The organism is Pseudomonas syringae group sp. J309-1 (genome assembly GCF_032582135.1).
GTDB classification, from domain to species: domain Bacteria; phylum Pseudomonadota; class Gammaproteobacteria; order Pseudomonadales; family Pseudomonadaceae; genus Aquipseudomonas; species Aquipseudomonas quasicaspiana.
Genome location: NZ_JAWHNU010000052.1, coordinates 12,380 through 38,283, shown reverse-complemented (window position 1 = coordinate 38,283; position 25,904 = coordinate 12,380). Strand labels below are relative to the sequence as shown.

The 25,904-nt window shown below is 58.1% G+C and carries 22 protein-coding genes; 2 read left to right on the top strand and 20 right to left on the bottom strand.

Annotation, left to right across the window (positions count from 1 at the left end; all coding sequences use genetic code 11):
* Window positions 1-2: 2 nt before the first annotated feature.
* Window positions 3-578 (top strand): cob(I)yrinic acid a,c-diamide adenosyltransferase, encoded by a 576-nt coding sequence (locus RX972_RS22890; RefSeq protein WP_316878759.1) that lies wholly within the window; start codon window positions 3-5, stop codon window positions 576-578.
* Between the two features lie 117 nt (window positions 579-695).
* On the opposite strand, the gene RX972_RS22885 is transcribed toward RX972_RS22890, so the two are convergent.
* The 4 genes from RX972_RS22885 to secA form a co-directional block, all read right to left on the bottom strand.
* Window positions 696-1,640 (bottom strand): Nudix family hydrolase, encoded by a 945-nt coding sequence (locus tag RX972_RS22885; protein ID WP_316878758.1) that lies wholly within the window; start codon window positions 1,638-1,640, stop codon window positions 696-698.
* A complete protein-coding gene (locus RX972_RS22880) occupies window positions 1,637-2,269 on the bottom strand; it encodes a glutathione S-transferase family protein (protein ID WP_316878756.1) in 633 nt (210 codons plus the stop codon). The genes RX972_RS22885 and RX972_RS22880 overlap by 4 nt, the downstream gene beginning before the upstream one ends.
* Before the next feature lie 119 nt (window positions 2,270-2,388).
* On the bottom strand, window positions 2,389-3,606 hold the full coding sequence (argJ, locus tag RX972_RS22875) for a bifunctional glutamate N-acetyltransferase/amino-acid acetyltransferase ArgJ (RefSeq protein WP_316878754.1): 1,218 nt from the start codon (window positions 3,604-3,606) through the stop codon (window positions 2,389-2,391).
* Window positions 3,607-3,738: 132 nt separating this feature from the next.
* Window positions 3,739-6,471, bottom strand: a complete 2,733-nt coding sequence (gene secA / locus RX972_RS22870; protein WP_099270920.1) for a preprotein translocase subunit SecA — start codon at window positions 6,469-6,471, stop codon at window positions 3,739-3,741.
* Window positions 6,472-6,778: 307 nt separating this feature from the next.
* On the opposite strand from secA, the gene RX972_RS22865 reads away from it, so the two are divergent.
* Complete coding sequence (locus RX972_RS22865; protein WP_316878753.1) at window positions 6,779-7,234, top strand: DUF721 domain-containing protein; 456 nt, start codon at window positions 6,779-6,781, stop codon at window positions 7,232-7,234.
* Window positions 7,235-7,267: 33 nt separating this feature from the next.
* Here RX972_RS22865 and RX972_RS22860 read toward each other — a convergent pair whose 3' ends face one another.
* From RX972_RS22860 to rsmH, 16 genes are all read right to left on the bottom strand, one after another.
* Window positions 7,268-8,224: an alpha/beta hydrolase gene (locus RX972_RS22860; RefSeq protein WP_316878752.1), complete on the bottom strand. Its 957-nt coding sequence runs from the start codon at window positions 8,222-8,224 to the stop codon at window positions 7,268-7,270.
* Between the two features lie 351 nt (window positions 8,225-8,575).
* Window positions 8,576-9,487 carry a UDP-3-O-acyl-N-acetylglucosamine deacetylase gene (gene lpxC / locus RX972_RS22855; RefSeq protein ID WP_027900249.1) on the bottom strand — a complete coding sequence of 304 codons (912 nt, stop codon included), beginning with the start codon at window positions 9,485-9,487 and terminating at the stop codon, window positions 8,576-8,578.
* Between the two features lie 112 nt (window positions 9,488-9,599).
* Window positions 9,600-10,787, bottom strand: a complete 1,188-nt coding sequence (gene ftsZ / locus RX972_RS22850) for a cell division protein FtsZ (RefSeq protein ID WP_027900248.1) — start codon at window positions 10,785-10,787, stop codon at window positions 9,600-9,602.
* Window positions 10,788-10,854: 67 nt separating this feature from the next.
* On the bottom strand, window positions 10,855-12,114 hold the full coding sequence (gene ftsA, locus RX972_RS22845) for a cell division protein FtsA (RefSeq protein WP_027900247.1): 1,260 nt from the start codon (window positions 12,112-12,114) through the stop codon (window positions 10,855-10,857).
* A 14-nt stretch (window positions 12,115-12,128) separates the two neighbouring features.
* Window positions 12,129-12,995, bottom strand: a complete 867-nt coding sequence (locus RX972_RS22840) for a cell division protein FtsQ/DivIB (protein WP_027900246.1) — start codon at window positions 12,993-12,995, stop codon at window positions 12,129-12,131.
* Between the two features lie 3 nt (window positions 12,996-12,998).
* Window positions 12,999-13,958, bottom strand: a complete 960-nt coding sequence (locus tag RX972_RS22835; protein ID WP_099270933.1) for a D-alanine--D-alanine ligase — start codon at window positions 13,956-13,958, stop codon at window positions 12,999-13,001.
* Window positions 13,955-15,415, bottom strand: a complete 1,461-nt coding sequence (gene murC, locus RX972_RS22830; protein ID WP_231675203.1) for a UDP-N-acetylmuramate--L-alanine ligase — start codon at window positions 15,413-15,415, stop codon at window positions 13,955-13,957. The genes RX972_RS22835 and murC overlap by 4 nt, the downstream gene beginning before the upstream one ends.
* Window positions 15,408-16,478 carry an undecaprenyldiphospho-muramoylpentapeptide beta-N-acetylglucosaminyltransferase gene (gene murG, locus RX972_RS22825; RefSeq protein WP_316878747.1) on the bottom strand — a complete coding sequence of 357 codons (1,071 nt, stop codon included), beginning with the start codon at window positions 16,476-16,478 and terminating at the stop codon, window positions 15,408-15,410. The genes murC and murG overlap by 8 nt, the downstream gene beginning before the upstream one ends.
* Window positions 16,468-17,682 (bottom strand): putative lipid II flippase FtsW, encoded by a 1,215-nt coding sequence (gene ftsW, locus RX972_RS22820; protein ID WP_027900242.1) that lies wholly within the window; start codon window positions 17,680-17,682, stop codon window positions 16,468-16,470. The genes murG and ftsW overlap by 11 nt, the downstream gene beginning before the upstream one ends.
* Entirely contained in the window at window positions 17,679-19,025 is a 1,347-nt protein-coding gene (murD, locus tag RX972_RS22815; protein WP_316878745.1) for a UDP-N-acetylmuramoyl-L-alanine--D-glutamate ligase, read from the bottom strand. The genes ftsW and murD overlap by 4 nt, the downstream gene beginning before the upstream one ends.
* 5 nt (window positions 19,026-19,030) lie before the next feature.
* Window positions 19,031-20,113, bottom strand: coding sequence for a phospho-N-acetylmuramoyl-pentapeptide-transferase (gene mraY, locus RX972_RS22810; RefSeq protein WP_027900240.1), 1,083 nt, complete (start codon window positions 20,111-20,113; stop codon window positions 19,031-19,033).
* Window positions 20,113-21,483 carry a UDP-N-acetylmuramoyl-tripeptide--D-alanyl-D-alanine ligase gene (locus RX972_RS22805; RefSeq protein ID WP_316878742.1) on the bottom strand — a complete coding sequence of 457 codons (1,371 nt, stop codon included), beginning with the start codon at window positions 21,481-21,483 and terminating at the stop codon, window positions 20,113-20,115. Before RX972_RS22805 ends, mraY begins: the two co-directional genes overlap by 1 nt.
* Entirely contained in the window at window positions 21,476-22,939 is a 1,464-nt protein-coding gene (locus RX972_RS22800; RefSeq protein WP_316878740.1) for a UDP-N-acetylmuramoyl-L-alanyl-D-glutamate--2,6-diaminopimelate ligase, read from the bottom strand. Before RX972_RS22800 ends, RX972_RS22805 begins: the two co-directional genes overlap by 8 nt.
* The gene (locus RX972_RS22795) at window positions 22,939-24,675 is read right to left on the bottom strand and encodes a peptidoglycan D,D-transpeptidase FtsI family protein (RefSeq protein WP_027900237.1); all 1,737 of its coding nucleotides are present in this window, start codon (window positions 24,673-24,675) and stop codon (window positions 22,939-22,941) included. The genes RX972_RS22800 and RX972_RS22795 overlap by 1 nt, the downstream gene beginning before the upstream one ends.
* A complete protein-coding gene (ftsL, locus tag RX972_RS22790; protein ID WP_316878737.1) occupies window positions 24,672-24,965 on the bottom strand; it encodes a cell division protein FtsL in 294 nt (97 codons plus the stop codon). The genes RX972_RS22795 and ftsL overlap by 4 nt, the downstream gene beginning before the upstream one ends.
* Window positions 24,962-25,903, bottom strand: coding sequence for a 16S rRNA (cytosine(1402)-N(4))-methyltransferase RsmH (rsmH, locus tag RX972_RS22785; RefSeq protein WP_122708198.1), 942 nt, complete (start codon window positions 25,901-25,903; stop codon window positions 24,962-24,964). Before rsmH ends, ftsL begins: the two co-directional genes overlap by 4 nt.
* Window position 25,904: the final 1 nt, after the last annotated feature.

The window sequence follows — 25,904 nt, the reverse complement described above, 5'->3', positions numbered from 1 at the left end:
GAATGGGTTTTCGCTTGTCAAAGATTTACACACGCACTGGGGACAACGGCGAAACCGGCCTGGGTGACGGCCGACGCGTACCAAAGGATCACCCTCGGGTCGAGGCAATCGGCGAAGTTGATACGCTCAACAGCCAGCTTGGATTACTGCTCGCCGGGCTGGCCGAGCAATTGTCGGCAAAGCCGGCTCTCGCGGAAGTAATCGAAGTGCTCGCGCCGTGTCAGCACCGGTTGTTCGATCTCGGCGGTGAACTGGCGATGCCGGTCTATCAGGCGCTGGATCAGGCAGAGATTGATCGACTGGAAGCAGCTATTGACCTATGGAATGAAGAACTGGGGCCGCTGGAGAATTTCATTCTGCCCGGTGGCTCGGCGCTGATCGCCCAGGCCCACGTCTGCCGCAGCCTGGCCCGCGGTGCCGAACGGCGCTGTCAGCACCTGAACGCGCTGGAGCCGCTGGCCGGCGTCGGGCTGGCGTATATCAATCGGCTGTCGGATCTGCTGTTTGTCGCAGCGCGACTGATTGCCAAGCGGCAGGGTATTGCGGAGATATTGTGGGAGGCGGCCAAGAAGCCTTAGTCAGGCGATTAGTGTGTGTGTTGGAGCGAGGCTTGCCCGCGAAGTCGTTGCTCGGGTGTATCAGGCACACCGAGTTATAGTTCTTCGCGGGCAAGCCTCGCTCCAACAGGTCGGGGGTCATTCCCCAGGCCAGAACGCTCTGATCCCCGCCACACCTTGCGCGCCGCTCTCCCAGGCTTTTTGCTGTTCAGCAGGACCAACACCGCCAAGCAGATATACCGGTTTGCTAAACCCGGCAATCAACTCCTGAGCCTGTTCCCAACCCAACGGTTGAGCATCAGGGTGAGTCTGGGTTGGCTGGACGGGTGACAAAGTGACGAAGTCGACGTCCATCAGTTCGGCCAGGGCCAGCTCTTCAGCGTTATGGCAAGACGCTGCCAGCCAGCGATCCTTGGGAAACGGACGCCCATTCGGGGCCAGTTTGCGCAGCTGTGCCGACGTCAGGTGCCAACCCGCAGCAGGAAAGTCACCCAGCCACTCCAGAGGCCCCTTGAGCATCAACTGCGCTTTACCGGCACACAAGCCCACTGCGTCAACCGCCAGATCGCGGTATTGCGGGTCATAGCCATTCGGTGCGCGTAGCTGGACCAGTTTGACGCCGCCCGCGATAGCCTTCTGCATGCCGCGCAGCAATTGCGGGGTTTCCAGTTCACCGGGCGTAATCAAGTATTCGCCGGGCAGGCGCGCCGCCGCGACGATAGGCCGATTGGCCGCCGGGAACTCATAATCTGCCAATTCGCGATGGGTTACCCAGGCCAGTGGCTGCCCTTCGACGCCATGCGGTTCGCCGGTAAATGCCGACACTTCCCAGACGTCCAGCAGCACCTGCTTGTCCGGATAATCATGCTGAATCTTGATCAGCGGCCGCGCCTGGGTGACGACGATGTTCAACTCTTCCTGAAGCTCACGGGCAAGCGCAGCCTCGACAGCCTCTCCCGGCTCGACCTTGCCACCGGGAAACTCCCACAAACCACCCTGGTGCTGGGTATCGGCACGCCGTGCAATAAGGATCTTGCCGTCAACGCCGCGGATAACCGCTGCTGCTACATGAATACGTTTCACCCTTCGACTTCCTCTAAAGCACCCTTCTGCCAACGCTGAAACAGCGGCCATTGGTAGAGGGTTTCGATGTACGCCAACGCTTCGGCAGACAGTTCGATTCGATACGTGCGCAAGCGAATCGCGACAGGGGCAAAGAACGCGTCAGCTGCGCTGGCCTTGCCGAACAGAAACGGACCGTCTTCAGTGGCAGCCGCACGGCATTCAGCCCACAGCTGGACGATACGTTCGATGTCGCTCTGAGCTTCAACCGAGATGACTTCCAGTGCCGCGTCCCGATGCAAGTCCATTGGCAGTTTGGAGCGCAGCCCCATGAACCCGCTGTGCATTTGTGCACAGGCCGAACGCGCCTGCGCACGAGCAGCCGTGTCGCTGGGCCACAAACCTGCATCAGGGAATTGTTCCGCAAGGTATTCGATGATCGCCAGCGAGTCGGCAATTGAACCATGCGGGGTTTTCAACAGGGGCACTTTGCCGGACGGCGAGTGCTCGAGAATCTGCTGGCGGGTGTTGGTCTGATCGAGACGGATCAGTTGTTCGGTATGCGCCGCGCCGGTCATGTACAGCGCCAGCGCCGGTCGTAGCGACCAGGAGGAGTAGCGTTTGTCGCCGATGATCAGGTGCAGGGTCATTTCAGTGTCCTTGCTCAGATGATGCCCCTGTAGGAGCCAGCTTGTTGGCGAAGCGGCGTGTCAGGCGTACCGATTCGCGAACAAGTTCACTCCTACAGAGAAATACGGCTAGAGGAGTCTTACGTACGGTATTCCGCGTTGATCTTCACGTACTCGTGGGAAAGGTCGGTAGTCCAGATGGTCTCGCTGCAATCACCACGACCCAACTCGATGCGAATGGTGATTTCGGCTTCGGCCATCACTGCCGAGCCTTGCTCTTCAGTGTAGGTGGTCGCGCGGCAGCCCTTGCTGGCGATGCAGACGGAGCCCAGGAACACGTCAATCTTGCTCACATCAAGATCCGGAACACCGGCACGGCCTACAGCAGCCAGGATACGGCCCCAGTTAGGATCGGAGGCGAACAGTGCGGTCTTGATCAATGGCGAGTGAGCCACAGCGTAACCAACGTCCAGACATTCCTGATGATTGCCACCGCCGTTGACTTCAACCGTCACGAACTTGGTAGCGCCTTCGCCGTCACGGACGATAGCCTGCGCCACTTCCATGCACACGTCGAATACTGCGGTTTTCAGCGCGTCAAACAGCGGCCCCTTCGCTTCAGTCACTTCCGGCAAATTAGCCTGGCCCGTTGCGATCAGCATGCAGCAGTCGTTGGTCGACGTATCGCCATCGATGGTGATGCGGTTGAACGACTTGTTGGCACCATCACGGATCAGATCCTGCAATACGCTTTGCGAAACCTTGGCGTCAGTGGCGATGTAGCCCAGCATGGTTGCCATGTTCGGGCGAATCATGCCTGCACCTTTACTGATTCCGGTCACAGTGACGGTCACGCCATCAATCTGAAACTGACGGCTCGCGCCTTTCGGCAGCGTATCGGTGGTCATGATGCCGGTAGCTGCAGCCGCCCAGTTATCCACAGACAGGTCATCGAGGGCGGCTTGCAGTGCGCCTTCGATCTTTTCCACAGGCAACGGCTCGCCGATCACACCAGTGGAATAAGGCAGCACGGCATTGGCATCCACGCCCGTCAGCTCAGCCAGTCTGGCGCAGGTGCGCGCAGCGTTGGCAAGACCCGGCTCGCCGGTGCCCGCGTTGGCGTTACCTGTGTTGGTCAGCAGGTAACGCACGGGGCCGTTGACGCGTTGTTTGGCGAGGGTGACCGGCGCGGCGCAGAACGCGTTAAGGGTGAAAACACCCGCCACACTGGAGCCTTCGGCGCAGCGCATGACCACAACGTCCTTGCGACCCGGACGTTTGATACCGGCAGAAGAAATACCCAGTTCAAAACCGGGAACCGGGTGCAATGTCGGCAAAGGACCAAGACCAACAGCCATGAGGTGCGCTCCTTGAAAGATATCTGCGCCGCCCGCTTCGGTACGGCAATCGATTGAAAAACGCCGCGACGGGTAAGCCGGTCGCGGCGTTAGTGCTGTTACTTCAAAACCACTACCGGTTCAAAATCAGGATCAGCCGATTTGACCATGGCAGTGTTTGTACTTTTTGCCGGAACCACACCAGCACAGTTCGTTGCGACCTTGCTTCTGGTCGTTACGGACCGGAAGGGTAGCGACATCGACGCCCTCTTCAACCAGTGCTTCTGGCTGCTCAAGGCCCGGTGCTTCAGCGTGTTCGAACTGCATGCGCTGCGCCAGCTCTTCGGCGTCGCGACGCAGACGAGCTTCCTCTTCTTCCGGATCTTCGCGGCGAACCTGAACGTGAGACAGCACACGAATGGCATCGCGCTTGATCGAATCCAACAGTTCCTGGAACAGCGTAAAGGATTCGCGCTTGTATTCCTGCTTCGGGTTCTTCTGAGCGTAGCCACGCAGGTGAATACCGTGACGCAGGTGATCCATGGTGGACAGGTGGTCCTTCCAGAGATCGTCCAGAACGCGCAACAGAATCTGCTTCTCGAACGAGCGCAACGCTTCGGCGCTGGCCTGCTCTTCTTTCTCGTTGTACGCGGCGAGCAGCTCTTCGAGGAGCTTCACGCGCAACGTGTCTTCGTGCAGGTGATCGTCTTCGTCCAGCCATTGCTGAATCGGCAGCTTCACACCGAAGTCGGTTTCGAGCGCTGCTTCCAGACCGGCAACGTCCCACTGTTCCGGCATGGATTGCGGCGGAATGTGCTGGCTGATCAGACTGTTGAGTACGTCTTCGCGGAACTCGGCGATAGTGTCACCAATGTTGGTAGCGGCCAGCAGGCTGTTACGCATGTGGTAAATCACTTTACGCTGCTCGTTGGACACGTCGTCGAACTCGAGCAATTGCTTGCGGATATCGAAGTTGCGGCCTTCAACCTTACGCTGTGCCTTCTCGATCGCGTTGGTCACCATGCGGTGTTCGATCGCTTCACCGGACTGCATGCCCAGTGCTTTCATGAAGTTCTTCACTCGATCAGAAGCGAAGATGCGCATCAGGCTGTCTTCCAGCGACAGGTAGAAACGGCTTGAACCGGTATCACCCTGACGACCGGCACGACCACGCAGCTGGTTATCGATACGGCGCGATTCGTGGCGCTCGGAAGCAATAACGTGCAGGCCGCCCGCTTCGATCACTTGCTGATGGCGTTTCTGCCAGTCGGCCTTGATCTGAGCGATTTGCTCCGGGCTCGGGTTTTCCAGCGCAGCAACTTCAACTTCCCAGTTACCGCCCAACAGGATGTCAGTACCACGACCGGCCATGTTGGTGGCGATGGTCAGGGCGCCCGGACGACCGGCCTGAGCAATGATCTCAGCTTCTTTTTCGTGGAACTTGGCGTTCAGAACCTTGTGTTCGATACCTTCCTGGTTGAGCAACCTGGACATGTGCTCGGAAGTTTCGATGGTCGCAGTACCGACCAGCACCGGACGATTCTCGGCCAGACAGGCCTTGATGTCAGTCACGATGGCGGCGTACTTCTCTTCCGCCGTCAGGTACACAAGGTCGTTGAAGTCTTTACGCGCCAACGGCTTGTTAGGCGGAATGACCATGACCGACAAGGTGTAGATCTGGTGGAATTCGAACGCTTCGGTGTCGGCTGTACCGGTCATGCCGGACAGTTTGTTGTACAGACGGAAGTAGTTCTGGAACGTGGTCGAAGCCAGCGTCTGGCTTTCGGCCTGAATATTCAGGTTTTCCTTCGCTTCGATAGCCTGGTGCAGGCCTTCGGACAGACGGCGACCCGGCATGGTACGACCGGTGTGCTCGTCGACCAACAGAACCTGGCCGTCCTGAACGATGTACTCGACGTTGCGATTGAACAGCGTGTGCGCACGAAGACCAGCATAAACGTGAGTCAGCAGACCCAGGTTGTGTGCCGAGTACAGGCTTTCACCTTCAGCCAGCATGCCGACTTCGGTGAGCATCTCTTCGATGAACTGGTGACCGGCTTCGTTCAGCTCGACCTGACGGGTCTTCTCGTCAACGGTGTAGTGACCGGCTTTGGTCACCTCGCCTTCCACTTCTTCGATATGTTGCACGAGACGCGGAATCAGGCGGTTGATCTCGGTGTACAGCTTGGAGCTGTCTTCAGCCTGACCGGAGATGATCAGCGGCGTACGCGCTTCGTCGATGAGGATCGAGTCCACTTCGTCGATCACGGCAAAATTGAGTTCGCGCTGGAACTTGTCGTCCATGCTGAACGCCATGTTGTCGCGCAGATAGTCGAAACCGAACTCGTTGTTGGTGCCGTAGGTGATGTCAGACGCGTAAGCCGCACGCTTTTCTTCTGGCGGCTGGAATGGCGTGACGATGCCAACGCTCAGGCCGAGAAATTCGTACAGTGGACGCATCCAGTTGGCGTCACGACGAGCGAGGTAGTCGTTGACCGTTACCACGTGCACGCCCTTACCGGACAATGCATTGAGGTAAACCGCCAGTGTACCCACCAGGGTTTTACCTTCACCGGTACGCATTTCGGCAATCATGCCTTCGTGCAGAGTCATGCCGCCAATCAACTGAACGTCAAAGTGGCGCATACCCATGACGCGCTTACCGGCTTCACGTGCGACCGCGAAAGCTTCAGGAAGCAGCTGATCGAGGGTCTCACCTTTGGCTAAGCGGGCCTTGAACTCTTCGGTCTTGGCACGGAGTTGCTCGTCCGAAAGGGCCACCATTTGCTCTTCGAAGGCATTGACGATCTGTACCGTCTTGAGCATGCGCTTCACTTCACGCTCGTTCTTGCTTCCAAAAAGTTTTTTTAACAAAGGCGCAAACATATCGACAGGATCTTCCAGACATAGGAATGGAGGGCGGCCCCGTGAGTCGCCCGTGCAGCCCTCATGGCCGCATGCGAACGAGTATTCTACCCGGAAACGATGGTGAGGAAAGTGGCGTTATTCCACGATGCTGGCACAGCGCTGTGACGGGGCTGTTTGTAGATAGGGTCATTTCCCGAGAGTTCAACCCGTCCAGACTAGAAGTTAGCCATTGATTTTGCGGGTAAAACCGGCAAACCCGCATGGGACAAGGGGTTGCGGGCGCTTTCTGATAACATGACAAACTTGTCATCCAGGGTTGTAGCTCATGGCGTTTCGTCCACTCCCCGCTCGGGCACCCGCAGTCTTGCTGCGTGAAGCGAAGCCTTTGAAGGGTATTTTTCATCACGCCCAGCGTTTGGGGCACCTGCAACGGCTGCTTGAAAGCCAGTTGCAGCCCGCTGCGCGCGAACATTGTCATGTTGCTTCGTGGCGCGAAGGCAGTTTGCTGCTGATAGTGACCGACGGTCATTGGGCGACGCGTCTGCGCTATCAACAAAAGCGCCTGCAGCGACAGCTGACCGCCTTCGACGAGTTTGCCAGCCTGACGCGGATTGTCTTCAAGGTTCAGCCACCTACGCCCGCTCAAGGGGCGAAGGGGCATACGATGGACTTGTCGACGGTAGCCGCCGAGAGCATTCAGGCGACGGCTGACGGGATTACCGATCCGAAACTGCGCGCCGCGCTGGAGCGTTTGGCAAGTCACGCCAAGCCCAAGGTCTGAGCAGAAACCGACTGGTGTAACCCAAAGCTTCGGCTACTGCTTTGCGTCAAGAAACTCCATCAGGACTTTCAACATTTCTTGAGGGGCTTCTTCCTGGGGATAATGTCCCGCGCCGCTAATAACACGGGCAGTCACATTGGCCGCAACCGGGTCCAGCATCGCTTTGAGTCCACCGCCGCGTGCGAACTCACCACCCACCGTCAGCACGGGCATTGTCAGCGGCACAGCAGCATGCTTTTTATTCTGTTCGATTGTTTCCGGGATAGCCCTGTAATAAGCGAAACCAGCCCGCATCGCCCCGGGTTTGGAATAAGCGCGGACATACTCTTCGGTTGCCAGATCGCTCGGCCTGTAAGCAAAGCTATTGAACAGCCATTCTAGGTAGATACGTTCCTTACCCTCAATCAGCGCTTCTGGCAGATCCACAAGTTGATTGAAAGCGAAGTGCCAGGAGCGTAATGGATCAAGGCCGGGTATGCCCGCTTCAGAAAGCACAATGCGCGTAATGGCATCGGGATAGTTAGCCGCCATCGAGTAACCAATCCACATCCCGACATCATGCCCGACGACTTGATAAGTCGAATGCCCGAGCTGTTGCATCAGCTCGTGCAAATCGCGCCCCACATTATCCGTATCGTATCCGGCCACGGGCCTGTTCGAGTCGCCCAAACCTCGCGGATCAACGGCTATGACAGTGAATTTCCGGGCCAGCTCCGGCATGATCTTGTGCCAGGTATATGCGGTCTGGGGCCAGCCAGGAATCAGCAAAAGCGCAGGTCCTTTGCCACCCGCGACGTAATGCAACCGCACTTTATCCTGATTAACAATGGCGTAACCGTCTCGAAAATTGCAGCTCTCGCAGGTCGCCAGCATCGAAGCGGCATTCGCCGCAGACTCGCCAATCGGCAGCGAGCCCGACAGCAAGCCAATGCTCAGAGATAGCGAAAGAGTGGAAAGTAATGAACTCCCTTTAGGGGGTGGAAATTCCATGATTTAGTCTCCGTCAGGATAAGCAACTCAAAGGAGTATCGAAAAGCAGCACAGCTGCTAATACCCAACGAGCGACTTTGGACGAAGGCCTCAGGAATTAATGTGAGAAACAGCCTCGCTGCACGTAGGACAACTCCTAAAGAATAGCTCAGGGGAAGCTTTGAGCTGGACGCATCGAGGAAATACTGGCCGACTAAAGGAGGACCGAGGCAGATACTGCTGCGAAGTTTGACGATCAGACTTCAAGTACCTGGCTTACGGGAACCCTGGAGAACAAAAACTGACAATAAAAAAAGGCCGCCCGAGGGCAGCCTTTAAAAACATCAAAAAGGAAGGAGAGTAGAGCTGACCTTACACGGCCGCTACAGGGCGCATGTAAGAAATCGGTGCAGTACTGGCATCTTCGAAGGTCACAACTTCCCAAGCGTCTGTCTCTGCGATCAATTTACGCAGAAGGCGGTTGTTCAGTGCATGCCCCGACTTGAAGCCAATGAACTCACCTATCAGGCTGTTGCCCAGGAGGTAGAGGTCACCAATTGCATCAAGAATCTTGTGTTTGACGAATTCGTCCTCGTAACGCAGGCCGTCTTCGTTCAGTACGCCATCCTTATCAACCACGATGGCATTTTCCACACTGCCGCCGAGTGCGAGGTTGTGCTTGCGCAGGTACTCGATGTCACTCATGAACCCGAAGGTCCGGGCACGGCTGACTTCCTTCACGAAGGAAGTGCTGGAAAAGTCCACGCTTGCACTTTGGGTGCGATCGCGGAAGACCGGGTGATCGAAATCGATCTCAAAACTGACTTTGAACCCTTCGAAAGGCACGAAAGTAGCGCGTTTACCGCCCTCTTCCAGCGTGACTTCCCGCAGGATCCGGATGAATTTTTTCGGCGCGTCCTGTTCTTCCAGGCCAGCCGACTGAATCAGGAATACGAAGGGCCCCGCGCTGCCATCCATGATTGGAACTTCGGAGGCAGAGAGTTCAACGTAAGCGTTATCGATGCCCAGGCCAGCCATGGCCGAGAGCAAATGTTCTACGGTGTCGACTTTGACATCACCGCTGACCAGCGTGGTCGACAGAGTGGTGTCACCGACATTTTCCGCGCGGGCAGCAATATGCACGACGGGGTCGAGGTCAGCACGTACGAACACGATACCGGTATCCACAGGTGCAGGCTTGAGGGTCAGGTAAACCTTCTCCCCGGAGTGCAGACCGACACCTGTGGCACGGATAATATTTTTCAGGGTGCGTTGTTTAATCATGGCATTGGCCGCTTCAGCGCAAGTTGCGAACTGGTATCAACAAAGGCTGGCGATAATAGCAGACCCGGCCTTTGCTGAACACCAATCACCCTAATACCCCTGATACATTTCATCAATCAGCCTGACGACGCAGGAAAGCCGGGATGTCCAGGTAATCCAGATCGTCATTCGGGCTCATTTTTGCGGCTGTGGCGCCTGCGTGTGCCTGATTGCGCATCACGGTAGGACGATCCAGGTCGCGGTAGTTGACCGAAGGGGCTTCCTGACGAGCGGCAGCAGGCTGAGCCTGAGACGGCTGGGCAGTTTGCAGCGTGTTGTCGATAACCTTGACCGGCTTCTCGATTTTCGCGCCCAGACCTGTGGCAACCACAGTCACGTGCAACTCGTCGCGCATGTCCGGATCGATAACAGTACCGACCTTGACCATTGCGTGCTCGGAGGCGAACGCTTCGATGATGCTACCCACGTCCGAGTACTCACCCAGAGACAGGTCAGGACCGGCAGTGATGTTGACCAGGATGCCGCGAGCGCCCTGCAGATTGACGTCTTCGAGCAGCGGGTTACGAATGGCTGCTTCAGTCGCTTCACGTGCACGGTTCGGACCGCTGGCGCAGCCAGTGCCCATCATCGCCATACCCATTTCGCTCATCACGGTACGTACGTCGGCAAAGTCGACGTTGATCATGCCCGGACGCTTGATGATGTCGGAGATACCGCGAACGGCACCGGCCAGAACATCGTCTGCCTTGGCGAAAGCCGACAGCAGGCTGGCGTCTTTACCGAGGATGGTCAGCAGCTTCTCGTTAGGAATGGTGATCAACGAGTCGACGCTTTCAGACAGCATGCGGATGCCTTCATCGGCGATCTGCATACGCTTGCGACCTTCGAACGGGAACGGACGAGTCACCACCGCTACGGTGAGGATGCCCATTTCCTTGGCCACTTCAGCGATGATCGGAGCTGCACCGGTACCGGTACCGCCGCCCATGCCAGTGGTGATGAAAACCATGTTGGTGCCCTGCAGAACTTCTGCAATGCGCTCACGATCTTCCAGAGCAGCCTGACGACCTACTTCAGGGTTGGCGCCAGCGCCAAGACCTTTGGTAACGCCAGTGCCCAGTTGCAGGATGGTACGCGCGCCGATGTTTTTCAGCGCTTGAGCATCGGTGTTCGCGCAGATGAATTCCACGCCTTCGATGTTGCTCTTGACCATGTGATTAACGGCGTTGCCGCCACCACCACCCACACCGATAACTTTGATTACCGGGCTTTGCGGGACGTTGTCTACGAGTTCGAACATTTTCCCTCTCCTTTCATTCTCTAGTTTTTTTGCCTGGTGCCCACTGCTGCCATTACTGCTTTGAGGCTTAGAAGTTGCCTTGCACCCAGCGCTTGAAGCGTTCAAGCACTGGAGCTTTAGGCTCATCTCCATAGCCGCTACTGCTACTACTGATGCCAGACAAAGAGAAACCGTCAGACTGCTTTTGCAGGCCGTACAGCAACAAGCCGACACCGGTGGAATAAATCGGGTTACGCACGACATCTGCGAGCCCTTTGACGCTATGCGGCACACCCAGGCGCACCGGCATATGGAAGATTTCTTCGGCCAGTTCGACCGCGCCTTCCATTTTCGAGGTACCACCGGTCAGCACTATGCCGGCCGGGATAAGATCTTCGTAGCCACTGCGACGCAGTTCCGCCTGAATCAGGGTGAACAGTTCGTCGTAGCGTGGCTCGACCACTTCGGCCAGCGCCTGACGCGACAGCTCGCGCGGTGGACGGTCGCCGACGCTTGGCACTTTGATGGTTTCACCGGCACCGGCCAGCTTGGCCAGGGCGCAGGCGTAACGGATCTTGATTTCTTCGGCGTATTGCGTCGGTGTACGCAACGCCATAGCGATGTCATTGGTGACTTGATCACCGGCAATCGGGATCACCGCTGTATGGCGAATCGCACCCTCGGTGAAGATCGCGATGTCGGTCGTGCCGCCACCGATATCCACCAGACACACGCCCAGCTCTTTTTCGTCGTCGGTCAGAACCGAATAGGCCGAAGCGAGCTGCTCCAGAATGATGTCGTCAATTTCCAGACCACAGCGACGCACGCACTTCTCGATGTTTTGCGCGGCGTTCACTGCGCAGGTCACCACATGCACTTTGGCTTCCAGACGTACGCCCGACATGCCCAGTGGCTCGCGAACGCCTTCCTGGTTATCGATCACGTAATCCTGCGGCAAGGTGTGCAGCACGCGCTGATCAGCCGGAATCGCAACCGCCTGAGCAGCGTCAAGTACACGCTCCAGGTCCGCCGAGCTGACTTCACGATCGCGGATCGCGACGATGCCGTGGGAGTTCAGGCTGCGAATGTGGTTGCCCGCCACGCCGACGAACGCCGAGTGAATACGGCAGCCCGCCATCAGTTGGGCTTCCTCCACTGCGCGCTGGATCGACTGCACGGTGGACTCGATATTCACCACCACGCCCTTCTTCAGGCCGCGGGATGGATGGGTACCGATACCGACGATTTCCAGCGTGCCATCGGCCGCGACTTCGCCTACCAGCGCCACCACCTTGGAGGTGCCGATATCCAAGCCAACGATCATTTTGCCGCTTTGCACGTTTGCCATGGTCCTGCCTCTTGTCAATTCTTCGCGACGGCGGGTTTGTCCGTCGGGGGCGCTGCCTGCTCGCGCCACCCGACGGCAAGGCCGTTGGAGTAACGCAGATCGACGCGCGCAATATTCGTGATCTGTTCTTTAAGCGTTTTGTCGTAAATGGCGATAAAACGGCGCATTTTTTCTACAAGGTGATCGCGTCCCAGCAACAGCTCGATACCGGGTCCCGCACTGCCCGCCCCCGTGGTCAAAAACCAGCTGCCACGTTCACGTAATTCCAGCCGAGCGATGGAAAACCCCATTGGGCGCAACATCTGACTCAACACCTGATACTGCTGCATCACCTGCTGCTGGGCCCGCTGCGGGCCAAACAATTGCGGCAGGTGTTCGTAATTGGCCAGCTCGCGTGGTGTAAATGCTTCGCCCTGATTGTTGAGCAAAGCTTCATCACCCCAGCGCGCCACCGGCAGTTGCTCCTCAAGACGGATCACTACTTGATCCGGCCATACACGCCGTACTTCTGCGTGAGCAATCCATGGCATCTTTTCCAGCTCGCTGCGCATGGCAGCAAGGTCGATGGTGAAGAAGCTCGCCGCGACATAAGGCGCGATCCGCTGCTGCACCGCCTGCTGGCTGATATAGCTCAGGTCGCCCTGAACGTTGATCTTGGTGATGGGCCGGTCCGCATAAGGCAGCAACCGCTGTGCGCCCTCGTAAACGCCGTAGCCCAGCGCAACCATCAATATCAACCAACCCAGCTTCTTGAAGAAACCGCCTACTTTGGCTTTCGGCACACGCGCCGAAAGCGGCTCTCTGGTCACCGTGCGACTGGCACCACGCGGCACCGGCTTGCGGCCGGATGCTGGAGGCTGATGACGCGCCGTCGCGTTCATGACTTAACCTCGCGCCTGGACGCTGTCGGCCAGAATCGCCAACACCAGTTGTTGAAAATCCAGACCTGCAGCACGGGCCGCCATCGGCACCAGACTGTGGTCGGTCATTCCCGGTACGGTGTTCACTTCCAGCAGCCAGAACTTGCCGTTTGCGTCCTGCATGACATCAGTACGCGCCCAGCCGGTAACGCCAACGGCTTCGCACGCGCGAGCGGTCAGTTGTTTGAGTTCCTGTTCCTTGGTGTCATCGAGCCCGCACGGAATCCGATACTGGGTATCGTCAGCCAGGTACTTGGCGTCGTAGTCGTAAAAGCTGTGAGGAGTGCCCAGGCCGATGGGAGGCAATACCTGGCCACGCAGGGATGCGATGGTGAACTCCGGACCTTGAATCCATTGCTCAACCAAAACTTGCGAATCGTAGGTACTGGCGGCTTTCCACGCGACGATCAATTCCTCGACGCTGGTCACCTTCGCCATACCGATACTGGAACCTTCATGAGCCGGTTTGACGATCAAAGGCAGGCCCAGTTCCGCGGCTGCTGAAATACAATCCGATTCACTGCCAAGCACTGCGTGCAAAGGCGTTGGCAGGCCAAGACTCTGCCAGACCTGCTTGGTCCGCAGCTTGTCCATAGCCAGCGCAGAAGCCAGCACGCCGCTGCCGGTGTAAGGAATATCCAGACACTCCAACAGGCCTTGCATGGTGCCGTCTTCGCCACCGCGTCCGTGCAGGACAATGAACGCACGATCAATCTTTTCACTGACCAGACGCTGCAGGAAATCGTCGCCGACATCGATGCCGAATGCATCGACACCGGCACTCTGCAACGCTTGCAACACCGCTTGCCCGGACTTCAGGGAAACCGGGCGCTCAGCACTCTTGCCACCGAACAGCACGGCAACGCGGCCGAACGATTTCGGCTCCAGCGTCGAGAGCAGGGACGATTGCAGTGGCGCAGTCATTTCAGCTTCCCTTCAGTAGGCGCAATGACGGCTCCCACGAACAACGGGCTTCTCAACAATTGCGGAGCCAGCCCGCCGATATCACCAGCGCCCTGGCACAGCAGGATGTCGCCCGCACGCAGCAGAGGCTTGACCAACGGCGCCAGCTCGACGCCGCGATCAATGTAGATAGGGTCCAGTTGACCACGCTGACGGATGCTGTGGCACAGGTTGCGGCTGTCCGCCCCCGGAATTGGCTCTTCGCCTGCTGGATAGACTTCCATCAGCAACAGCACGTTGGCCTCGGCCAGTACTTGCACGAAATCGTCGTACAGATCACGAGTCCGGCTAAAGCGGTGAGGCTGATAAACCATGACCAGACGACGGTCCGGCCAGCCGCCACGAACAGCGTTGATCACTGCAGCAACTTCGCGAGGGTGGTGACCGTAGTCATCAACCAGCATGACGTTGCCACCTTCGACCGGCAACTCGCCATAAACCTGGAAACGTCGACCAACACCCTGGAAGCCCGACAGGCCCTGGACAATGGCTTCGTCACTGACGCCTTCATCCGTAGCAATAGCGATGGTTGCCAGCGAATTAAGTACGTTGTGGTTGCCCGGCATGTTCACCGACACGTCCAGCGGCTCACGGTCGCGACGTAATACGGTGAAGAACGTCAGCATGCCTTCCTGGCGCACGTTGATAGCGCGCACGTCGGCCGTTTCGCTGAAGCCGTAGGTCACGGTTGGACGCTTGACCTGTGGCAGGATTTCACGCACGACCGGATCATCGATACACACCACCGCCAGACCATAGAAAGGCAGGTTGTGGAGAAACTCGACGAAGGTTTTCTTCAACTTGTTGAAGTCGCCTTCATAGGTCGCCATGTGATCGGCGTCGATGTTGGTGACCACTGCAACCAATGGCTGCAGATGCAGGAAGCTGGCATCGCTTTCATCGGCTTCGGCAATCAGGTAGCGACTGGTGCCCAGCTGCGCATTGGTACCGGCAGCGTTCAGACGACCACCGATCACGAATGTCGGGTCCAGACCACCGGCCGCGAACACCGAAGCGATAAGGCTGGTAGTGGTAGTTTTGCCATGCGTACCGGCAACGGCGATGCCGTGGCGATAACGCATCAGCTCGGCCAGCATCTCGGCACGCGGCACCACCGGGATACGACGCTCAAGAGCAGTCGCCACTTCCGGGTTCGAAGTGTTCACGGCACTGGAAACCACCAGCACGTCAGCGCCGACGGTGTTTTCTGCGCGATGGCCGATGAAGATGTGCGCGCCAAAGGACTCAAGGCGCTCGGTCACCGGGGAGGCCTTCAGGTCGGAACCGGAGACTTCATAACCCAGGTTCAACAAGACTTCGGCAATCCCGCACATACCCACGCCGCCGATACCGACGAAGTGGATGCGACGGATACGGCGCATTTCCGGCTGTGGCATGGCGCGTTGATTCTCAACCATGAGCCACCTCCAGGCAGATATCTACAACAGTATTGGTTGCATCAGGCTTGGCCAGCCGGCGGGCGGTGCGCGCCATGGTGTTGAGTTGTTCGGGTTGCATCAAAACCTCTTTCAGACGCGCCGCCATATCGGCTGCGTCAGTTGTCGCTTGTGGCATGACGAAGGCTGCGCCCTCGTGAGCCAGATAGTCGGCGTTACGGGACTGGTGATCGTCGATCGCATGGGGCAATGGCACCAACAGCGAGGGCAGTCCGGCCGCCGCCAATTCACTGATGGTCAGCGCGCCTGCGCGACAGACCACCAGGTCGGCCCAGCCATAGGCTTGGGCCATGTCTTTGATGAACGGGGCGACCTGCGCCTCGACACCGGCAGCGCGATAACGCTCTGAGGTGATTTCGTCGTGATTCTTGCCAGCCTGATGAAACACTTCAGGCCGAAACTCCGCAGGCACCTGCGAAAGGGCCTCGGGTAATAATTTGTTCAGTGGCTCGGCACCGAGGCTGCCACCCAATACCAGCAAGCGCGCCTTGCGCCCGGCCAGCGCCTGACGCGGTGTTTCCAGAAACAGCTCGGCACGTACCGGGTTACCCGTAGTGCGGCGTTTTTCGGAAGCTGCGAAGGTGTTCGGGAACGCCTCACATACACGGCTGGCGAACGAGGCCAGACTGCGATTGGCAGTACCCGCAACCGCGTTCTGCTCATGAATGATCAAAGGTACTTTGCCCAGCTTCGCGGCAAGGCCGCCTGGACCGGTGACATAACCACCGAAGCCCACTACGCAAACCGGCTTGAGCTCACGCACGACTTTACGAGCCTGCATCAACGCTTTGAGCAACATCAGAGGTGCCTTGAGCAAGGAAAGTCGACCCTTGCCGCGCAAACCGGTGACGTTGATCAGGTGCAGAGCAAACCCGGCCTGTGGCACCAGTTCGTTCTCGATGCCCCGTGGCGTACCGAGCCAATGCACCTTGTAACCACGGGCCTGAAACTCGCGCGCGCAGGCCAGCGCCGGGAATACATGTCCGCCGGTGCCGCCAGCCATGATCAGCACGTTAGCGTCCATGGTTAGGCTCCTCGGCGAAGTCACTTTCATTGAATTCCGCTTCTTCGCTGCCCATGTTGTTGCGCGATTCCCACTCGATCCGCAACAGCAGACCCAGGCTTGCGCAGCAGATCACCAACGAGCTGCCGCCGTAGCTAAGGAACGGCAGGGTCAGACCTTTGGTTGGCAACAGACCAACGTTCACACCGATATTGATCAGGAACTGGCCGATCCACAGGAACGCCAGACCGTAAGCCACGTAAGCGCCGAAGAACTGCTTGGCGCGCTCGGCCCACATGCCGATGTACATGGCGCGGATACTGACGAACACGAATAGCGCGACGGTCAACAACGAACCCACTACGCCCAGTTCTTCAGCGAGTACCGAGAACACGAAGTCAGTGTGGGCTTCAGGCAGATAGAACTGCTTCTGCACGCTGTTGCCCAGACCAACGCCCAGCCACTCTCCACGTCCAAACGCGATCAGAGCCTGAGTCAACTGGTAGCCGGAACCGAACTGGTCGGACCATGGGTCGGTGAAGGTAATCAGACGCGCCATCCGATACGGTTGAGCCTGAACCAGCACGAACACCGCGCCAACCGCCAGGGCAACCATCAGACTGAAACGGAACAGCCCTACGCCACCGAGGAAGAGCATCGCAGCCGCTGCGCCCATCATCACGACGGTGGCACCGAAGTCCGGCTCCATGAGCAACAGACCGGCCATTGGCAGCAGGACGATGAATGGCTTGAAGAAGCCCATCCAGCTTTCGCGAACTTCCTGCTGGCGACGAATCAGGTAACCGGCGAGGAAAATCACCACGAAGACCTTGGCGATCTCCGAAGGCTGAACGTTGAACATGCCAAAGCCGATCCAGCGCATCGAGCCGTTTACCTCACGACCAACACCCGGTATCAGCACCATCACAAGCAGACCAAATGCGCCCAACAGCATCATCCAGCCCAAACGCTGCCAGGTGGCGACCGGAATCATCATGGTCAAGCCACAGGCGAAGATGCCGATGATCATGTAGATCAAATGGCGAGTCATCATGTAGAGGGTGTTGCCGGAGTTCACCGCCGCCACTTCCGAGGAAGCAGAGGTGATCATCACCAGACCCAGGCCCAGCAACGCCAGACAGCCCGCCAGCATCGGGAAGTCGACATCAATGCCACGGCCGCTGATGATCGGGGACGGGAAAGGCTTGATTACGCCGAAGATCATGACAAGTCTCCCACGGCTTGCGCGAACAGACGACCGCGCTCTTCGTAGTTCTTGAACATGTCGAAACTGGCGCACGCCGGAGACAGCAGAACGGCGTCGCCCGCCTGCGCAATATCGGCGCAGCGCAAAACAGCGTCTTCAAGCGTTGCAACCCGGATCAGTTCTACGCCATCGCCCAACGCCTGCGCGATCAGCTCGGCGTCGCGGCCGATGAGCACCACAGCGCGGCAGTTGGCAGCAACAGGCGCACGCAGACCACTGAAATCTGCACCCTTGCCATCACCGCCGGCAATCAGCACCAGTTTGCCGTCGATGTCTGCACCGAGGCCTTCAATGGCAGCCAGTGCGGCACCCACGTTGGTGGCTTTGGAGTCATCGTAATAGCTCACGCCATTGCGCTCACGCAGCCATTGGCAACGATGCTCCAGGCCGCCAAAAGTGCGCAGGCTGGACAGCATGGCGTCCATCGGCAAACCTACAGCGTGGCCAAGCGCAAGCGCAGCCAGAGCATTGGACTGATTATGAGCGCCACGGATTTTCAATTCGCGTACAGGCATCAGGTTGTCGAACTGGAAGGCGAGATATTTTTCGCCGTCTTCTTCGCGCAAACCAAAGCCATTGAAGTCGGGTTTGTTCAGGCCAAAAGTCCAGCACGGCAGACCTTCACCGATCAACGGCCGGGTCAGGACGTCCTGACGGTTGACCACCACCTGACGAGCGCCACGAAATACACGGTGCTTCGCCAGATGGTAAGCAGGCAAACCGCTGTAACGGTCCATGTGGTCTTCACTGATGTTCAGCACGGTCGCCACTTCTGCGCCGAGCTGATCAGTGGTTTCCAGTTGGAAGCTGGAGAGCTCCATCACGTAGAGTTCGACATCGTCGCTGAGCAGATCCAGCGCGGGCGTACCCAGATTACCGCCGACCGCAACGCGCTTGCCCGACGCCGCAGCCATCTCGCCGACCAGCGTGGTCACGGTGCTTTTCGCGTTGGAGCCCGTGATCGCAATGATCGGGGCCTTGGCGTAACGGGCAAACAACTCGATATCGCCGGACAGCTTCACGCCACGTGCAGCGGCTTGCTGCAACGCCGGGGTCGCCAGTGCGAGACCCGGGCTCACGTAAAGCTCGTTGGCACGGCACAGGAATTCAACGTCCAGTTCGCCACAGCGCACATCCACCTGCGGATAGTCACGACGCAAAGTCGCCAGCTCCGGTGGATTTTCCCGCGTATCGGCCACGGCAAAGGACACGCCCCGGCTCGCCAGAAAGCGAACCAGGGACATGCCGCTCTTGCCGAGGCCGACAATGATGCGGAAATGGTCTGAAGCGATAAGAGACACTCGTTCTACCTCAGTTTCAGCGTGGCAAGGCCGATCAACACGAGAATCACGGTAATGATCCAGAAACGGACGATCACACGCGGCTCGGGCCAGCCCTTGAGTTCAAAGTGGTGGTGGATCGGAGCCATGCGGAAAACGCGGCGGCCGGTCAATTTAAAGGATGCAACCTGAATGACGACTGACAGGGTTTCCATCACGAACACGCCGCCCATGATGAACAGGACGATTTCCTGACGAACGATGACGGCAATGGTGCCCAGCGCTGCACCGAGTGCCAGCGCGCCCACATCGCCCATGAAGACCTGAGCCGGGTAGGTGTTGAACCACAGGAAGCCAAGCCCGGCACCGATCAATGCCCCACAGAACACAATCAGTTCACCCGCGCCCGGTACATAGGGGATCAGCAGGTATTCAGCGAATTTCACGTTACCTGACAGGTAGCAGAAGATGCCCAGCGCGCCACCCACCAGAACCGTTGGCAGAATCGCCAGACCGTCCAGGCCGTCGGTCAGGTTGACCGCGTTACTGGAGCCCACGATCACGAAGTAGGTCAGCACGATAAAGCCGATGCCCAACGCAATACTGGCGTCTTTGAACATCGGAATAATCAGCGTGGTTTCCACAGCGGAAGGCGCGGTTACGTACAGGAAGATAGCCGCGCACAAGCCAAATACCGACTGCCAGAAATACTTCCAGCGGCTCGGCAGGCCTTTAGAGTTCTTTTCAATGACCTTGCGGTAATCGTCCACCCAGCCAATGCCGCCGAATAGCAATGTCACCAGCAGCACCACCCAGACATAGCGGTTGCTCAGGTCAGCCCAGAGCAAAGTGCTGATACCAATGGAAGACAGAATCAACGCCCCGCCCATGGTCGGCGTACCGGATTTGGACAGGTGAGACTGTGGCCCGTCATTACGAACGGACTGGCCGATCTGGCGCATCTGCAATGCACGGATCATCCAGGGCCCCAGGCACAGAGAAAGCGACAATGCAGTGAGCACGCCGAGAATCCCGCGCAGGGTCAGGTATTGGAAGACCGCGAAGCCTTTGTGGAACTGTTGCAGAAACTCGGCCAGCAGCAGCAGCATTAATGTGTCTCCAGGCTAGAACCGCAGAGGGCGGCAACGACGTTTTCCATCGCAGCGCTCCGCGAGCCCTTGATCAAAATAGTGGTTTGAGGATCCTGTTCGGCGCCCAGCGCAGCGATCAGGTCAGTCTGATTGGCAAAATGGCGCGCATGCTCGCCGAAGGCACTGACCGCGTGGGCCATCAACGGACCAACGGCATACAGCGCCGAAACCTTGCCAGAGGCATAGGCACCAACATCGCGATGACCTTTTTCGGCCCAGTCGCCCAGCTCGCCGATGTCTCCGAGGACCAGCACGGTACGGCCAGAGAAACCGGTGAGGATGTCTACGGCAGCATTGATGGAGCTCGGATTCGCGTTGTAGGTGTCATCGATAACGCGCACGCCATTAAGACCGAGCTGCGCAACAGTGCGGCCTTTAACCGGCTGCACAGCGTTGAGCCCAGCGACGATGCCGTTCAGATCGACACCCATGGCATGGCCCGCAGCCGCCGCGGCCAATGCATTGGCCACATTGTGCGTACCCAGCAGATTAAGCTGCACCGCAGCCGAACCCAGTGGGCTATTCAACATGAAGCCAGGGCAACCCCGAGCATCAAGGCTCAGTTCCTGAGCATGGAAATCGGCGCTTTGATCAGCGATCGCGAAGCTCACGATGCGACGATCACCTGCGCGGGCTGCCCAGATCGGGAAAGCCTTGTCTTCTTTATTAAGAACAGCGACGCCAAAGCTATCGAGTCCTTCGAGAATTTCGCCTTTGGCTTCGACAATTTTGTCTGGCCCGCCAAACTCCCCAACGTGAGCCGTGCCCGCGTTGGTAATCAGCGCGACGTGAGGTTTGGTCAGGCTGACAGTGAAAGCGATTTCGCCCACACGAGAGGCGCCCATTTCGATGACGGCAGCCGAGTACTCAGGCGCCAGTTCAAGGAGGGTCAACGGAACGCCCAGCTCGTTATTCAGGTTGCCTCGGGTAGCCAGAACCGGCCCGCGTGTGCGCATGACGCTGGCAAGCATTTCTTTAACCGTGGTTTTGCCGCTGGAGCCTGTAATCGCTGCAACGGGCCTGTCGACGAACGCATTGCGATTGAGCGCACCCAGTTGTGCGAGCGCCTTGCGGGTATCGAGCACCACCAGTTGCGGCAATGCAGCATTCGGGATTTCACGTTCGACCAATGCACCTACCGCGCCTTTGGCGGCCACTTGCTCCAGGTAATCATGACCGTCAAAACGCGGCCCGGTCAGTGCCACAAACAGTTGACCCGGCTTGATAGCGCGGCTGTCGATGCTCACGCCATCAAAAGTACGATCATCGCCCACGAGACGCGCATCGAGCACTGTGGTCAATTCACTGAGAGATAACGGCCTAAGCATTCGTCACCCCCCACGCGGCCAACGCCTTGGCAGCCTCTTCCAGATCGGAGAATGGCTGGCGCTGATCGTTGATTTCCTGATAGTCCTCGTGACCTTTGCCTGCGAGCACAATCACATCGCTGGCTTTAGCACTGGCGATGACTTCGGCAATTGCCTGACCACGGCCTTCGACAAAACGAACGTTGTGCGCAGCGCTGAAACCTTGACGAATGTCATCGAATATCTGCGCTGACGCTTCTGTACGAGGATTGTCATCAGTGACAAGGACGCCATCAGCCAGACGCTCAACGACTTCCGCCATCAGCGGACGCTTGCCGCGGTCACGATCACCGCCGCAGCCGAACAGGCACAGCAAGCGGCCCTTGGCGTGCGGGCGCAAAGCAGTCAGTACTTTTTCCAGAGCATCCGGGGTGTGGGCATAGTCGACCACCACCAGCGGCTTTTCACCGCCACCCAAACGCTGCATGCGGCCTACCGGACCTTCCAGCTTCGGCAGAACTTTAAGAATCTCGTCCAGGGCATAATCCAGGCCGAGCAAGGCGCCTACTGCGCCGAGTACGTTGCTCAGGTTGAACCGGCCCAGCAGCGTGCTGCGCAGCAAGTGCTGACCCTGCGGCGTGACCAGTGTGGCGCGAACACCTTCGTCATCGAATTTCGCATCACGGCAATACAGATAAGCGCTGGAATCTTCCAGGCTATAAGTAATGAGACGGGACTCGCGCTTTTCAGCCGCCAGCGTACGACCGAACTCATCGTCGATATTGATCACGCGGCAACGCAGGTCAGACCAGGCGAACAACTTGGCCTTGGCCGCGCCGTAGGCTTCCATCGTGCCGTGGTAGTCAAGATGTTCACGGGACAGGTTGGTCAACACGGCGACATCAAAAGCCAGAGCGGTTGCACGCCCCTGGTCAAGACCATGAGACGAAACTTCGATTGCGATCGCACGTGCACCGGCCTTCTTCAGGTCAGACAACGTCGCCTGCACCGCGATAGGGTCAGGGGTGGTGTGTCGACCGCTTTGCAGTGAACCGTAAAATCCAGTACCCAACGTGCCGACGATGCCGCAATGCTGCCCCAGCAGATCCAGCGCTTGCGCGACCAGTTGGGTGACACTGGTTTTGCCATTAGTGCCCGTCACGCCAACCATGTTGAGGCTGCGGCTCGGATCACCATAAAAACGCCCGGCAATATCTGACAACTGGGCAGCAAGACCTCTGACCGGAATCATTGGCACGTCGGTGATCGGCAGTACTTTCGCACCTTCGACTTCATAGGCCACTGCTGCGGCCCCATGCGCCAGAGCGTCGACGATATGATCGCGGCCGTCAGAGCGGCCACCGGGGACGGCGAGAAACAAATCGCCGCCGCGCACTTTACGGCTGTCCAGCGTCAGCTCGCGAATCATCAGATCGCTGGAAGCGTGGGCGAAAATCTTGTTCAGGCTGGACGACATCAACCACGCCCTCCTTTAACGACTGGAGCTGCATTGACCTGCTCTACGGGAATCGGAGCGAGGTTGTCAGGTGTCACGTTCATCAGACGCAGGGTGCCGGACATGACCTTGCTGAACACAGGCGCCGATACCAGACCGCCGTAGTAGCCGCCCTTGCTTGGTTCATCAATGACCACAACCACGGCGTAGCGCGGATTGCTCATCGGACCGAAGCCCGCGAACAGCGAGCGATAGGAGTTTTCTGCGTAGCCCTTGGTACCGACCGACGTTTTACGTGCCGTACCACTCTTGCCTGCTACGTGATACGAAGGGACACGTGCGCGATAAACACCACGAGAATCTTCAATCACTGCCTGCAGCATGGTTTGCAGGGTCTTGGCGGTCGGCTCCGGAATAGCCTGGGTTGCTACCGGCGGCTTGTCGCTTTTCAAAATGGTCAGCGGCACGATGCGGCCGTTGTTGGCGATGGCCGCATAGGCGTGCACCAGTTGCAGCGCCGTGACGGACAAACCGTAGCCGTAAGATAGCGTTGCAGTTTCAGCCTTGCGCCACTCACGATAATTCGGCAAGTTACCGACACGCTCACCCGGGAAGCCCAGGCCGGTGTACTGCCCCAGGCCCACGCGCTGCATGGCCTGGAAAATCGCTTCACCACCAACGTCAAACGCGACCTTACTCATGCCGACGTTACTGGAGTTGATCAGGATGCCGGTCAGGTCGAGAACCGGACCTTCAGTCTTGGTCACGTCGCGGATCGTGTATTTGCCAATCTGCAAGGTGCCGGGATAAACCTCAACCTTGTCAGTCGGTTTCCAGCGACCACTGTCGAGCGCGGCGGTCATGGAGATCGGCTTCATGGTCGAACCAGGTTCGAACACGTCAATGATCGCCCGGTTACGCATGGCTGCCGGAACCATGGTGCGACGGTTGTTCGGGTTGTAAGTCGGGAAGTTGACCATGGCCAAAACTTCGCCGGTCTTGACGTCCATGATGACCATGCTGCCGGCCTTGGCTTCGTTCTCGACGATTGCATTACGCAGTTCGCGAGTGGCCAGATATTGCAGGCGTAGATCAATGGACAACGCCACGGTCTTTCCAGCCTTGGCGTTTTTGGTGACCTGAACGTCTTTAATCAGTCGTCCTCGCCGATCCTTGATGACCTGTCTTTTCCCGGGAACACCCGCGAGCCAGTCGTCATAGGCCAGCTCGACACCTTCGCGACCGTGGTCGTCGAGGTCAGTGAAGCCAACCATGTGGGCGGTCACGTCACCAGCAGGATAAAAGCGGCGGAACTCTTCAATGCCGTAAACGCCTGGCACTTTCAGATCAAGCACAGCCTGACCATGTTCAGGCGTCAGGCCGCGGACCAGATAGATGAATTCCTTACCGGCCTGCGAGTCCAGGCGCTCAGCCAGGGCCTTGGGATCCTGCCCCAACGCGGTAGCCAGAACAGCCCACTTGCTTTTATCCAGCTGCATTTCTTTCGGGTTGGCCCACAAGGTCGTCACCGGCGTACTGACAGCCAAAGGCTCGCCATTACGATCGGTAATCAGACCACGGTGTGCCGGAATGGGAATATGCCGAAGACTGCGCGCATCACCCTGCTCCTTGAGGAACGTGTGATCGACCACTTGCAGGTCGATGATCCGCCAGCAAATAGCTGCGACCAATGCCAGCAACAAGCCGACAACGACGCGAAAACGCCATGGGTAAAGTGCGCCGTCTAGCTTCATCATGGCGCCACCATCCGCACTTCCGCTGCGCTAGGGATGCGCATCTTCAGTTGCTCAGTGGCGAGGCTTTCGATACGGCTGTGGGCGGTCCAGGTGCTCTGTTCGAGAATCAGACGGCCCCATTCAGCCTGCGCCTTGTCACGAATGCTCAGCTCTGAGTACAGCGAATTGAGCAACTGACGATTCCAGTGGGCACTGTAGGAAACACCAATCGCCGAAACGAGGACGGCGAGAAACAGCAGCAGCATGAAGAAGCTGCCGCCTGGTAAAGGCTTGAGGAACTGACGGCTCACCTGAGCTTCTCCGCGACACGCATGACAGCGCTGCGCGAGCGTGGATTGGCTTTGGTTTCTTCGTCCGAGGCGAATTGTGCTTTGCCGATGAGTTTGATCTTCGGCTCAAAGGCCTTGTACTGGATCGGCAAGTTGCGCGGCATATTGTCCGCTTCACCCTTGACGAGTTTGCGCATGAACAGTTTTACGATGCGGTCTTCAAGGGAGTGGAAGCTGATGACAACCAGGCGCCCGCCTACTTCCAGCGCTTCAAGCGCAGCGTCAAGGCCCGCTTCAAGATCGCCCAGTTCATTATTGACGTGAATGCGCAGGCCCTGAAAAGCACGTGTCGCCGGATTCTTGCCTTTTTCCCAGGCCGGGTTGGCGACCTTGAGTACTTCAGCCAGGTCAGCCGTGCGCTCGAAAGGCTGCACTTCACGGCGAGCAACGACAGCACCGGCCATACGCTTGGCGAAACGCTCTTCGCCATATTCCTTGAATACACGGGCAATTTCTTCAACGGGTGCAGTGGCGATGAACTCGGCAGCGCTGACGCCACGGGTCGGGTCCATGCGCATATCCAGCGGGCCGTCGTTCATGAAGCTGAAGCCGCGCTCAGGATCATCAAGCTGTGGCGAGGAAACACCGAGATCCAGAAGAATCCCACTGACCTTGCCCGCAATGCCGCGTGCTTGAGCCTCCGAGCCCAGTTCAGCGAAGCTGCGCTGCACAATGACAAAGCGGCCGTCTTCGGCCGCTAGCGCTTGCCCGGTGGCAATTGCTTGAGGATCTTTGTCGAATCCTAGCAATCGGCCATCAGGGCCAAGCTTCTCCAATACGAGTCGGCTATGTCCGCCGCGCCCGAAAGTGCCGTCCATATAGCAGCCATCAGCACGCACCGCGAGAGCCTCTACGGCTTCGTCGAGCAGTACGGTGATGTGGGTAAAGCCGCTATTCATA

Excerpts from the sequence above, each read along its gene's own strand:
- RX972_RS22890 (WP_316878759.1), top strand. The coding sequence starts at position 3 with ATGGGTTTTCGCTTGTCAAAGATTTACACACGCACTGGGGACAACGGC.
- RX972_RS22880 (WP_316878756.1), bottom strand. The coding sequence starts at position 2,269 with ATGACCCTGCACCTGATCATCGGCGACAAACGCTACTCCTCCTGGTCG.
- argJ (WP_316878754.1), bottom strand. The coding sequence starts at position 3,606 with ATGGCTGTTGGTCTTGGTCCTTTGCCGACATTGCACCCGGTTCCCGGT.
- secA (WP_099270920.1), bottom strand. The coding sequence starts at position 6,471 with ATGTTTGCGCCTTTGTTAAAAAAACTTTTTGGAAGCAAGAACGAGCGT.
- RX972_RS22865 (WP_316878753.1), top strand. The coding sequence starts at position 6,779 with ATGGCGTTTCGTCCACTCCCCGCTCGGGCACCCGCAGTCTTGCTGCGT.
- RX972_RS22860 (WP_316878752.1), bottom strand. The coding sequence starts at position 8,224 with ATGGAATTTCCACCCCCTAAAGGGAGTTCATTACTTTCCACTCTTTCG.
- lpxC (WP_027900249.1), bottom strand. The coding sequence starts at position 9,487 with ATGATTAAACAACGCACCCTGAAAAATATTATCCGTGCCACAGGTGTC.
- ftsZ (WP_027900248.1), bottom strand. The coding sequence starts at position 10,787 with ATGTTCGAACTCGTAGACAACGTCCCGCAAAGCCCGGTAATCAAAGTT.
- ftsA (WP_027900247.1), bottom strand. The coding sequence starts at position 12,114 with ATGGCAAACGTGCAAAGCGGCAAAATGATCGTTGGCTTGGATATCGGC.
- RX972_RS22840 (WP_027900246.1), bottom strand. The coding sequence starts at position 12,995 with ATGAACGCGACGGCGCGTCATCAGCCTCCAGCATCCGGCCGCAAGCCG.
- RX972_RS22835 (WP_099270933.1), bottom strand. The coding sequence starts at position 13,958 with ATGACTGCGCCACTGCAATCGTCCCTGCTCTCGACGCTGGAGCCGAAA.
- murC (WP_231675203.1), bottom strand. The coding sequence starts at position 15,415 with ATGGTTGAGAATCAACGCGCCATGCCACAGCCGGAAATGCGCCGTATC.
- murG (WP_316878747.1), bottom strand. The coding sequence starts at position 16,478 with ATGGACGCTAACGTGCTGATCATGGCTGGCGGCACCGGCGGACATGTA.
- ftsW (WP_027900242.1), bottom strand. The coding sequence starts at position 17,682 with ATGATCTTCGGCGTAATCAAGCCTTTCCCGTCCCCGATCATCAGCGGC.
- mraY (WP_027900240.1), bottom strand. The coding sequence starts at position 20,113 with ATGCTGCTGCTGCTGGCCGAGTTTCTGCAACAGTTCCACAAAGGCTTC.
- RX972_RS22805 (WP_316878742.1), bottom strand. The coding sequence starts at position 21,483 with ATGCTTAGGCCGTTATCTCTCAGTGAATTGACCACAGTGCTCGATGCG.
- RX972_RS22800 (WP_316878740.1), bottom strand. The coding sequence starts at position 22,939 with ATGTCGTCCAGCCTGAACAAGATTTTCGCCCACGCTTCCAGCGATCTG.
- RX972_RS22795 (WP_027900237.1), bottom strand. The coding sequence starts at position 24,675 with ATGATGAAGCTAGACGGCGCACTTTACCCATGGCGTTTTCGCGTCGTT.
- rsmH (WP_122708198.1), bottom strand. The coding sequence starts at position 25,903 with ATGAATAGCGGCTTTACCCACATCACCGTACTGCTCGACGAAGCCGTA.